General features: G+C 71.7%; 11 protein-coding genes and 1 riboswitch. Of the genes, 9 read left to right on the top strand and 2 right to left on the bottom strand.

What is annotated here, in order from left to right:
* Positions 1-59 precede the first annotated feature (59 nt).
* A riboswitch (cobalamin riboswitch) is annotated at positions 60-209 on the top strand.
* Between the two features lie 92 nt (positions 210-301).
* The 7 genes from ACFU7Y_RS30935 (at position 302) to ACFU7Y_RS30905 (ending at position 5,959) form a co-directional block, all read left to right on the top strand.
* Positions 302-1,381 (top strand): iron ABC transporter permease, encoded by a 1,080-nt coding sequence (locus ACFU7Y_RS30935; protein WP_224280728.1) that lies wholly within the window; start codon positions 302-304, stop codon positions 1,379-1,381.
* Positions 1,378-2,202, top strand: a complete 825-nt coding sequence (locus tag ACFU7Y_RS30930; RefSeq protein WP_380770377.1) for an ABC transporter ATP-binding protein — start codon at positions 1,378-1,380, stop codon at positions 2,200-2,202. The genes ACFU7Y_RS30935 and ACFU7Y_RS30930 overlap by 4 nt, the downstream gene beginning before the upstream one ends.
* A 25-nt stretch (positions 2,203-2,227) precedes the next feature.
* Entirely contained in the window at positions 2,228-3,220 is a 993-nt protein-coding gene (locus ACFU7Y_RS30925; protein ID WP_224280726.1) for an ABC transporter substrate-binding protein, read from the top strand.
* Between the two features lie 86 nt (positions 3,221-3,306).
* Positions 3,307-3,690 (top strand): nuclear transport factor 2 family protein, encoded by a 384-nt coding sequence (locus ACFU7Y_RS30920; RefSeq protein WP_224280725.1) that lies wholly within the window; start codon positions 3,307-3,309, stop codon positions 3,688-3,690.
* Positions 3,691-3,700: 10 nt separating this feature from the next.
* Complete coding sequence (locus ACFU7Y_RS30915) at positions 3,701-4,177, top strand: GNAT family N-acetyltransferase (RefSeq protein WP_224280724.1); 477 nt, start codon at positions 3,701-3,703, stop codon at positions 4,175-4,177.
* Between the two features lie 188 nt (positions 4,178-4,365).
* On the top strand, positions 4,366-4,776 hold the full coding sequence (locus tag ACFU7Y_RS30910) for an anti-sigma regulatory factor (RefSeq protein WP_224280723.1): 411 nt from the start codon (positions 4,366-4,368) through the stop codon (positions 4,774-4,776).
* 175 nt (positions 4,777-4,951) lie between these two features.
* Positions 4,952-5,959 carry an RNA polymerase sigma factor SigF gene (locus ACFU7Y_RS30905; protein ID WP_374119980.1) on the top strand — a complete coding sequence of 336 codons (1,008 nt, stop codon included), beginning with the start codon at positions 4,952-4,954 and terminating at the stop codon, positions 5,957-5,959.
* 62 nt (positions 5,960-6,021) lie between these two features.
* Here the strand turns inward: ACFU7Y_RS30905 and ACFU7Y_RS30900 are convergent, their stop codons facing one another.
* Positions 6,022-6,450, bottom strand: coding sequence for a hypothetical protein (locus tag ACFU7Y_RS30900; protein ID WP_224280722.1), 429 nt, complete (start codon positions 6,448-6,450; stop codon positions 6,022-6,024).
* Positions 6,451-6,500: 50 nt separating this feature from the next.
* On the opposite strand from ACFU7Y_RS30900, the gene ACFU7Y_RS30895 reads away from it, so the two are divergent.
* On the top strand, positions 6,501-7,472 hold the full coding sequence (locus ACFU7Y_RS30895; RefSeq protein WP_224280721.1) for a diacylglycerol kinase family protein: 972 nt from the start codon (positions 6,501-6,503) through the stop codon (positions 7,470-7,472).
* A 369-nt stretch (positions 7,473-7,841) separates the two neighbouring features.
* Positions 7,842-8,093: a WhiB family transcriptional regulator gene (locus tag ACFU7Y_RS30890; RefSeq protein WP_014138019.1), complete on the top strand. Its 252-nt coding sequence runs from the start codon at positions 7,842-7,844 to the stop codon at positions 8,091-8,093.
* Positions 8,094-8,540: 447 nt separating this feature from the next.
* Here the strand turns inward: ACFU7Y_RS30890 and ACFU7Y_RS30885 are convergent, their stop codons facing one another.
* Positions 8,541-10,061, bottom strand: coding sequence for a sensor histidine kinase (locus tag ACFU7Y_RS30885; protein WP_224280720.1), 1,521 nt, complete (start codon positions 10,059-10,061; stop codon positions 8,541-8,543).
* Between the last annotated feature and the right edge of the window lie 408 nt (positions 10,062-10,469).

Here is a 10,469-nt window from a genome sequence, read left to right as displayed (position 1 = left end):
CGTCCGCACCGCCGGACGGGGGCGGTCGTGCGTTCACGTCCGATCCGGCGAAGTAAGGGTTGCCTGCCCTGAGTGGCTGTTATGCTGCCAGGGCGTCCGAGGGGGAAGTCCGGTGTGAATCCGGCGCTGACCCGCAACGGTGAGCACGGCCCGTACCAGCCCGTACGACCGCGCCAGCCCGATCGCCCTCGGCCGCCGACCTCCCGACAACTCGCCGCGGACTGCGAGGGGAACGGCGCCCCGGCACGCCTCCGGCCGGCGCCCGCCCCGGCGCACCCGCGGCCCGAGGCAAGGCGCACCCGTGAACCGCGCACCCGTCAACCGTGCAGTCGGCCCGCCCGCTCGTCGAATACCCGTCGTCCCGCTCGCCGCCGGCCTCGCCGCCGCACTGCTGCTCTCGCTGGTCTGCGGGGTCGCCCTCGGCTCCTCCGGACTCGGCCTGCCCCGCGTACTGCGGCTGCTGGGCGCCGGGCTGACGGGCGGCCGGCTGGACGCCGGCGAGGCGGCCGCGTACGCGATCGTCTGGGAGATCCGGCTGCCGCGCACCGTGCTGGCCGCCGTGGTCGGCGCCGGGCTGGCCGCCTGCGGGGTCGCCGTCCAGGCACTGGTGCGCAACGCGCTGGCCGACCCCTTCGTGCTCGGCATCTCCTCCGGCGCGGCCGTCGGCGCCAACGCCGTGCTGTTGTTCGGCGCCTTCGCCTCGCTCGGGGTGTGGGCGGTCTCCGCCTCCGCCTTCGGCTCCGCACTGGCCGCCATGACGCTGGTCTACCTCGCCGCCCGCACCGCGTACGGGCTCACCCCACTGCGCCTGGTGCTCACCGGCACCGCCCTGTCCTACGGCTTCTCCGCCGCCACCACCCTGATGGTCTTCGCCGCCGACCGCGGCGAGGCCGCCCGGGACGCCATGATGTGGCTGCTCGGCAGCCTCGGCGGCGCCACCTGGGGCAAGGTGCCGATCGCCGCCGTCACGGTGCTGGCCGGCCTCGCCTACCTGGCCTGCGCCGCCGGGCGGCTGGACGCGCTCGCCATGGGCGACGAGACCTCCGCCTCGCTCGGCGTGGACCCGGACCGGCTGCGCCGTGAGCTGTTCGTGGTGACCGCCGCCGTCACCGGCACCGTGGTCGCGGTCAGCGGGGCGATCGGCTTCGTCGGGCTGCTGATGCCGCACCTGGCGCGGATGCTGGTCGGCGCGGGGCACCGCCGGGTGCTGGTGATCGCGCCGCTCGCCGGGGCGCTGCTGCTGGTCTGGGTGGACATCGCCTCGCGCACCCTGCTGGCGCCCGCCGAACTGCCCGTCGGGGTGTTCACCGCGGTGCTCGGCGTGCCCGCCTTCCTGGTGATGATGCGCCGCCGCGGCCAGGCCTTCGGAGGCACCCGATGACCGACCTGACCGAGACGGCCGGCGTGACCGGACCGGTGCGGGCCGAGGACCTCGCCGTCGACGCCGTATCGGTGGAGCTGGCCGGCACCCGGCTGGTCCACGAGGTGAGCCTGGCGGCCGCCGCCGGGCAGGTGGTCGGGCTGGTCGGCCCGAACGGCAGCGGCAAGTCGACCCTGCTGCGCTGCGTCTACCGGGTGCTGAAGCCGGCCGGCGGCGTGGTCCGGCTGGCCGGCGACGACCTGCACGCCCTCACCGCCCGCGAGACGGCCCGCCGGGTGGCCGCGCTGACCCAGGAGCACTCCGCCGAGTTCGACTTCACGGTGGCCGAGGTGGTCGCCATGGGCCGGCTGCCGCACCGCCGCCGCCTCGGCGCCCCGGCCGAGGGGGACGGGAAGCGCTGCGCCGAGGCGCTGCGCAAGGTCCGGGCCGGGCACCTCGCCGAGCGGGGCTTCCTGAGCCTGTCCGGGGGCGAGAAGCAGCGGGTGCTGTTCGCCCGCGCGCTGGTCCAGGAGCCGCGTCTGCTGGTGCTGGACGAACCCACCAACCACCTCGACATCGCGCACCAGTTGGAGGTGCTGGCGCTCGCCCGCGAGGCCGGTCCGACGGTGCTCACCGCGCTGCACGACCTCAATCTGGCGGCGAGCCACTGCGACCTGCTGTACGTGCTGCGGGCCGGCCGGATCGTCGCCTCCGGTCCGCCCGGCGAGGTGCTCCGACCCGCCCTGCTGGCCGAGGTGTTCGGCGTCCGCGGCACCCCGGTGCGACACCCGGGGACGGGCACCCTCCAGCTGCTGTTCGACCGCCTCGACCACTCCGCCTGATCCCACCCCCTCCAGAGGAACCACCGTGCGCACCAAGGCCGTTGCCACCACCGCCCTGCTCGCCCTCGGACTCACCGCCTGCGGCGCCGAGATCGCCCCGCAGGAGGCCGCCACCGCCTCTGCCCACTACCCGGTGACCGTGCGCAACTGCGGCGACGAGCTCACCTTCGACCGGAAGCCCGCCCGGGTGGTGACCAACGACGTCGGCATCACCGAGCTGATGCTCTCGCTCGGCCTCGCCGACCGGATGGCCGGCTACGTGATGCCCGACGACAAGGGGCGGATCGACAAGGTCGCCTGGAAGGACGGCTACCAGCAGACGGCGTGGCTCTCCAAGCAGCAGATCACCAAGGAGATCGCACTGGACGCCAGGGCCGACCTGGTCTTCGCCGGCTGGCACTACGGCTTCGACGAGGGCCGGGGCGTCACCCCGCAGGCCTTCAAGGCGCTCGGCATCGACTCGTACGTGCTCAGCGAGTCCTGTCGCAGCGGCAAGGGCACCGAACGCGGCGTGATGGACCCGCTGGAGGCGCTCTACACCGACCTGGCCAACCTCGGTGAGATCTTCGACGTCAAGGACCGCGCCGACAAGCTGATCGCCGACTTCAAGGCGCAGATCGCCGCCGTCCCGCAGCCCGGGCGCCGCCCGTCCGTCTTCCTGTACGACAGCGGGCAGGACAAGCCGTACACCGCCGGGAAGTTCGCCGCCGCGAACGAGATCATCGCCAAGGCCGGCGGGACCAACGTGATGGGCGACCTCACCGACAGCTGGGTCACGGCCGGCTGGGAGAGCGTGGTGCAGCGCGACCCCGAGGTGATCGTGATCAACGACTACGCGACGCCCGGGGCCGAGGAGAAGCGGAAGTTCCTCAAGACCTTCCCGGCGCTGGCGAACGTCTCCGCGATCAGGAACGACCGGATCTTCGTCATGGACTACGTCGACCTGGTGGAGAGCCCGCGCAACCCGGCCGCGATCAGCGCGCTGGCCGAGTACCTGCGCACCGTGCCGGCCCGCTGACCGGCCCGGATCCCGCCCCTCCGGTACGGGCGGCCGGGCGTACGCTCAAGGTACGAGCCGACGGAACCGACCGGAGGAGCGAGATCATGACCACCATGGCGGCACCCACCGCCTTCGACACCCGCGCACTGCGCGAGGGCATCGAACGCTGCGACGCCGAGGTCCTCCTGTCGCTCTACGCGGAGGACGCCGAACTGCGCATGGTCGACCGCAGGACCCAGCCCAGCCACCCCCTGGTGATGCACGGGCGGGAGGAGATCGGCGCCATGCTGGACGACATCTACGGCCGCGAGATGACCCACAAGCTGGAACAGGTGGTGGTCCAGGGCGACCACGTCGCCTTCCTGGAGTCCTGCCGGTACCCGGACGGCGTCCGGGTGCTGATGTCCTCGATGGCCGGGCTGCGGGACGGCCGGATCGTCGACCAGACCTCCGTCCAGGCCTGGGACGAGACCGGTCCCGAGCAGTAGGCTCACAGGCATGATCCGCACCGCCGTCGCCACCGACGTCCCCGTCATCCACGCCATGATCCGCGAACTCGCGGAGTACGAGAAGGCCCTGCACGAGGCGAAGGCCACCGAGGAGCAGCTGCGCGAGGCCCTGTTCGGCGAGAACCCGGCCCTGTTCGGGCTGATCGCCGAGGACGACGCCACCGGCGAGCCGGTCGGCTTCGCGCTCTGGTTCCGCAACTTCTCGACCTGGCGCGGCACTCACGGGATCTACCTGGAGGACCTCTACGTCCGCCCGGAGTCGCGCGGCGGCGGCCACGGCAAGGCGCTGCTGCTGGAACTCGCCCGGATCGCCGTCGAACGCGGCTACTCTCGGGTCGAGTGGTCGGTCCTGGACTGGAACCAGCCCTCGATCGACTTCTACAAGTCGATCGGCGCGGTGTCGATGGACGAGTGGACGGTGTACCGGCTCACCGACGAGGCGCTGGCCTCCGCCGGACGGCGCTGAACGGCCGTCCGGAGTCCGGTGAAAGGGTCTGCCACCCTGCGTCGCAATGCCTTACCATGAGTAACTCCCGAACCGGGGTGCGGAAGGCAGAGCGATGGCGGATCCGCGACGCCGGGCCCCCTCCGGGGGTAGCAAGCGGTAACAAGCGGGGTACCAAGAAAGCACAGCGCGCCACCCAGGAGGCAAGGGTGTCCCAGATCGACGGCGATCTCGGTGTTCAGGACTTCGTGGAGGTCCGGCTGCCCGCAGCGGGGGCCTACCTCTCCGTGCTGCGAACAGCGACGGCCGGGCTGGCGGCCCGGCTGGACTTCACGCTCGACGAGATCGAGGACCTGCGGATCGCGGTCGACGAGGCCTGCGCCATCCTGCTCCAGCAGGCGGTGCCCGGTTCCGTACTGTCCTGCGAGTTCCGGCTGGTCGGCGACTCGTTGAAGGTCACCGTCTCCGCCCCGACCACCGACGGCAAGGCGCCCGAACGGGACACCTTCGCCTGGACGGTGCTCTCCGCCCTGGCCGGCGAGGTCGACTCCTCGGTCGGCGAGGACAACACCGTGTCGATCAGCCTGCACAAGAAGCGCGGAGGGTCCCCCGCCCACTAGTCGGGCGCCGGACCGAACCGCACGACCGAGCAGCACCCGCGCAAGGGCCGTCCGCCGCTCCCCCGACCCGGGGCCCGACGGACGGCTCCCGGTACCGCCCCCAGGCGGTACGACCAACGAGACGATTCCGGGGCCACCGGCCCCGGTGCTCCCGGAACGGAACGGGGGAATGGCCGTGAGTGATCTGGACCGTACCGGCCTCGCGACGGCGGGACCTGCCGTACCGACCCAGGCGAGCGTTCCCGGTCTCGCCGCCAACGACGAAGCGCACCCGAAGGACGCCCACCGGATGAGCCACCCCACCGAGCCGACGTCCGAGCCGACGCCTGCCTCCGTGCCACCGCCGGACCCGGTGGACGGGGCGGACCAGGAGGTCGAGGCCGAGCTGCACGGCGCCGTGCCCGCCCAGAGCTCGCACCGCACCGGCGCCCCGGACCGGGAGGCCGCCCGCGCGCTGTTCGTCCGGCTGTCCGCACTGCCCGAGGGCTCCCCGGAGCGGGTCGAGCTGCGCAACCAGCTGGTGCGGATGCACATCCCGCTGGTCGAGCACCTGGCCCGGCGCTTCCGGAACCGGGGCGAGCCGCTGGACGACCTCACCCAGGTCGCCACCATCGGCCTGATCAAGTCGGTGGACCGCTTCGACCACGAGCGCGGCGTCGAGTTCTCCACCTACGCGACGCCGACCATCGTCGGGGAGATCAAGCGGCACTTCCGCGACAAGGGCTGGGCGGTGCGCGTCCCGCGCCGGCTCCAGGAGCTGCGGCTGTCGCTCACCACGGCGACCAGCGAGCTCTCCCAGCGGCACGGCCGCTCCCCCACGGTGCACGAGCTGGCCGAGCACCTGGGGATCTCCGAGGAGGACGTCCTGGAGGGCCTGGAGTCCGCCAACGCGTACTCCACGCTGTCCCTGGACGTTCCGGACAGCGACGACGAGTCGCCGGCCGTCGCGGACACCCTGGGCGCGACCGACGAGGCACTGGAGGGCGTCGAGTACCGCGAGTCGCTCAAGCCGCTGCTGGCCCAACTGCCGCCCCGGGAGCAGAAGATCCTGGTGCTGCGGTTCTTCCGGAACATGACCCAGTCGCAGATCGCCGCCGAGGTGGGGATCTCCCAGATGCACGTGTCCCGGCTGCTCGCCCGGACCTTGGCCCAGCTGCGGGAGAAGCTCCTGGTGGAGGAGTAGGACTGACGGCCGCCCAGCTCCGGCTCGGCGGCCGTGCGGTCACCCGGCGGCCCTGTGCGCCCCTAGTCCTCGGACGGGGCGTACAGGGCCGCCGTCGACTTCGGGTTCAGCAGGCAGCCGATGCCCGCCAGGCCGAGCACGCCGACCAGCGCGCCGACCGCGACCATCGCCCCGCCGCTCTGGACCATGTAGTAGGCGACCGGCAGGCAGATCGAGTTGGTCAGCACCGCCGGACTGCGGCCCCAGCGGCGCTCCTTGAGCAGCGCGAGGGCGGCCAGGACCGGCAGCACGCCGAGCAGCACGATGACCGCTCCGCCGAACTCGTTCAGGGCCAGCTGCTTGGCCTGGCCGGACAGCGCGGCCACCATGTCCCAGACGCCGACGACGGCCAGCGCGGCGCCCTCCAGAGCCGTGATGGCGGCGCCCAGGGTCAGGGAGGCCGGGCGGCCGGAGCCGGCCGAGGGTGCGGGTGCGGAGGTTTCTGCGGTCACTCCAGCAGGGTAGCCGCCGGTTGGTCCGTACCGACCCGTAGGCTTTCCCCATGCGCGCTCTCCTGGTCGTGAACCACAAGGCCACCACCACCAGTGGCCGGACCAGGGACGTCCTGATCCACGCGCTGCGCAGCGATCTCAAGCTGGAGGTCGCCGAGACCCAGTACCGGGGCCACGCGCGCGACCTGGCCCGCGAGGCGTCGGAGGACGGCACGGTCGACCTGGTGGTGGCGCTGGGCGGGGACGGCACCGTCAACGAGGTGGTGAACGGGCTGCTGGCGCACGGCCCGGGCGAGAAGGTCCCGCGACTGGCCGTGGTGCCGGGCGGTTCGACCAACGTGTTCGCCCGCGCGCTGGGTCTGCCCAACGACCCGGTGGAGGCCACCGGCGCCCTGCTGGACGCGCTGGAGCACGGCCGGGAGCGGCCGATCGGGCTGGGCAAGGCGATGACCGACGGGCTGCCGGACCGCTGGTTCACCTTCACCGCCGGCCTCGGCTTCGACGCCGGGGTGGTCGGCCGGGTCGAGGAGCAGCGCCGGGCCGGGCGCAAGTCCACCCACGCCCTGTACGTCGGCCAGGCGCTCCGGCACTACTTCACCCAGCGTGAGCAGCGCCGCTCCGGCCCGATCTCCCTGGAGCTGCCGGGCCGCGAACGGGTTCCGGGCCTGGTCCTGTCGATAGTCAGCAACACCTCGCCCTGGACCTTCCTCGGCAACCGTCCGGTCTACCCCTCACCGCTCGCCTCCTTCGACACGGATCTGGACGTCTTCGGCATCACCCGGATGACGGCGTTCGGCACGGCTCGAACGGTCCGTCAGATCCTGCGGTCGTACACGTCTTCGAGCGGCGGCGCCCCTCCGGCCGGGCCTTCCGGGAAGCACGTCGTCTCCTATCACGACGTCAGACACTTCACCTTGGTTTCAGAGGAACCGGCCCCGTTCCAAGTCGACGGGGACCATCTTGGAGACAGGAGTCGCGTCAGTTTCACAGGCGTACGGCGGGCACTGCGTGTGATTGTGTGACTGGAAGAGGGCTTCCCCCTTCTTCTCGAACGCACAAGCCCCCTTCACTCCATAGAAGTACTGGCTGTGAGCTAGGCGACACCGAAGAATCCAAAATTCCTCCCCGAAGGGGGTTGTATCCGAGCCCGAGGTTTGCGAACCTCTACATGGCGATCGGGACACATCGCAGCGACGGCAACTCCGGAACCACAGGAGCGCCGACCGCGGAGTGCCCCTCGAATCGCCGAATCCCCCCCAGCACAGACCACCCGGGCCCGGTGGGCCTTTGGTCTCTTTTGCTGTTGCGGGATTCGTGAAAGCGTTCACATTCACAAGCCATTCGATTATGCCGATCGGGCCACCCCCCGCGGCAGGAGGAGTTGGACGACCATGGACTGGCGCCACCGCGCTGTCTGCCGCGAAGAGGACCCGGAGCTGTTCTTCCCGATCGGGAACACCGGTCCTGCTCTGCTGCAGATCGAGGAAGCCAAGGCCGTGTGCCGCCGCTGTCCGGTGATGGAGCAGTGCCTCCAGTGGGCGCTCGAGACCGGCCAGGACGCCGGCGTCTGGGGCGGCATGAGCGAGGACGAGCGTCGCGCGATGAAGCGCCGCGCCGCCCGCAACCGCGCCCGCACCGCCTGATCGCCCAGCGATCACACGCCGTAGCACCGGCAGAACCGCAGTACCGATCGACACATGATCAAAGGCTTCCCTGCACCTCCTGGTGAAGCCTTCCGCACAAAGGACCTTGCCCAGCCGGGTCCCGCGACACCGAGCCCGCCCAGACACTTGATACTGTTCACTTAGAGCAATATCGTGGAGCTGTGGCGCTCACCGTGTGCAACGCACCGGCGAGGTGTCGCACCACCCAGAGCCCCCGTTCCGGCCGACTCCCCCCGACGGCCGGAACGGGTTGAGAGGCCCTGTCGACCCACCCCCCCCGGTCGACAGGGCCTCGTTTCTGTTTCCGCACTTCGGCTTCCGCACTCCGGCGCGTGGAGCGTGCACCCGGCGCTTCCGCCGAGCGCACGCCCCCGCCGTGCGCCTTCGCGCAACGGATTCTCAGCAGCTTTTCAGCGGACCGGGGCCTCAGCGGACCGGGATCTCCAGGACCACCTTCGTCCCGCCGTTCGGGCCGGCCACCATGTCGAAGGTGCCGCCCAGTTCACCGGTCGCCAGCGTCCGGACGATCTGCAGCCCGAGGTTGCCCGCCGTCTTCGGGTCGAACCCCTCCGGCATTCCACGGCCGTCGTCCTGCACAGTGATCAGCAGGTACTCCTCCGGCCGGGCGCCGCCGTTCCAGCTGTCCGACCAGCCCTTCCCGGTCGCCGGGGCCCGCCCGCGCAGCGCGCTGACCTCCAGGTTCCCGGAGGCGGTCGGGCCGAACGCGTGCTCCAGGGCGTTCTGGAGCAGTTCGGTCAGCACCATCGACAGCGGGGTGGCCACCTCGGCGGACAGGATGCCGAAGCTGCCGGTGCGGCGGGTCGCCACCCGGCCGTCCTGGGACAGCTCCATCACCATCGCCAGCACCCGGTCGGCGATCTCGTCGAAGGCCACCTGCTCGTCCAGCGCCTGGGAGAGCGTCTCGTGCACGATCGCGATCGAACCGACCCGGCGCACCGCCTCGTCCAGCGCGGCCCGGCCGGACTCCGACTCCATCCGGCGGGACTGCAGCCGCAGCAGGGCCGCGACGGTCTGGAGGTTGTTCTTCACCCGGTGGTGGATCTCCCGGATGGTGGCGTCCTTGGTCATCAGCTCGCGGTCGCGGCGGCGCAGCTCGGTGACGTCCCGGCAGAGCACCAGCGAACCGGTCAGGGTGCCCTTGGGCTTGAGCGGGATCGCCCGCAGGGTCACCACTCCCCCCTGCGCCTCCACCTCGGTCTGCCGGGGCGCCCAGCCACTCGCCAGCTTCACCAGCGCCTCGTGGACGGCCGAGCGGGAGGGCGGGGCGAGGTCGGCGGTGGCCCGGCCGAGGTGGCTGCCGACCAGGTCGGTGGTGAGGCCGAGGCGGTGGTAGGCGGAGAGGGCGTTGGGGCTGGCGTAGGTGACGATGCCGTCCGCGTCCAGCCGGATCAGGCCGTCGCCGACCCGGGGGGCGGCGTCCATGTCGGCCTGCTCGACGCCGGGGTAGGGGAAGGAGCCGGCCGCGATCATCTGGGCCAGGTCGGAGGCGCTCTGGAGGTAGGTGAGCTCCAGTCGGCTCGGGGTGCGGACGGTCAGCAGGTTGGTGTTGCGGGCGATCACGCCCAGCACCTTGCCCTCGCGCCGGACCGGGATCGACTCGACCCGGACCGGCACCTCCTCGCGCCACTCCGGGTCGCCCTCGCGCACGATCCGCCCCTCGTCGAAGGCGGCGTCCAGCAGCGGGCGGCGGCCGCGCGGGACGAGGTGGCCGACCATGTCGTCCTGGTAGGAGGTGGGCCCGGTGTTGGGCCGCATCTGCGCCACCGATACGTAGCGGATGCCGTCCCAGGTGGGGATCCACAGCACCAGGTCGGCGAAGGAGAGGTCGGAGAGTAGCTGCCACTCCGAGACCAGGTGGTGGAGCCATTCCACGTCGGCCCCGGTGAGGGTGGTGTGGCGGCGGACGAGTTCGTTCAGCGAGGGCACATGGCGAGCGTAGCGCCGCCGGTCCGGGCGGGGCGCGGCGGACCCGCGGACGGACTCGCGGGGGGCTTGCGGGAGACCCGGCGGGGCCTGCCCACTCCCGGGAGTTGTTTAGACCAATTTTCCGAGAGGCCTGGACAACCGAGATTGGTCTAGTCCACAATGAAAGGGCACCAAGGAGAGGCTCTCGCGCAACTGCCCTGACCGCGCGCGACCCCTCCTCGGTCGGACGCCGCAGATCGAGGACCCCGCACAGTTCTCGATCGGGCCCGGCGCCCGACGACAGCTCCGGGCTGCGGTGCCGCATGGGTTGAGGGTCCCGTGTCGGCGCCGTGGCCCGTAGTGCTTTCGGCCCCCGGAGCCATGTTCCGCCGCTCACGGAGCAGGCCCCCGGTCCACCGGCCGTGGACC

The sequence above is a fragment of the Kitasatospora sp. NPDC057542 genome (assembly GCF_042801945.1).
Taxonomy (GTDB): domain Bacteria; phylum Actinomycetota; class Actinomycetes; order Streptomycetales; family Streptomycetaceae; genus Kitasatospora.
Note: the sequence above shows the minus strand (reverse complement) of the source record. Positions and strands in the feature narration are given on the sequence as shown.

Excerpts from the sequence above, each read along its gene's own strand:
- ACFU7Y_RS30890 (WP_014138019.1), top strand. The coding sequence starts at position 7,842 with ATGGACTGGCGCCACCGCGCTGTCTGCCGCGAAGAGGACCCGGAGCTG.
- ACFU7Y_RS30920 (WP_224280725.1), top strand. The coding sequence starts at position 3,307 with ATGACCACCATGGCGGCACCCACCGCCTTCGACACCCGCGCACTGCGC.
- ACFU7Y_RS30915 (WP_224280724.1), top strand. The coding sequence starts at position 3,701 with ATGATCCGCACCGCCGTCGCCACCGACGTCCCCGTCATCCACGCCATG.
- ACFU7Y_RS30895 (WP_224280721.1), top strand. The coding sequence starts at position 6,501 with ATGCGCGCTCTCCTGGTCGTGAACCACAAGGCCACCACCACCAGTGGC.
- ACFU7Y_RS30930 (WP_380770377.1), top strand. The coding sequence starts at position 1,378 with ATGACCGACCTGACCGAGACGGCCGGCGTGACCGGACCGGTGCGGGCC.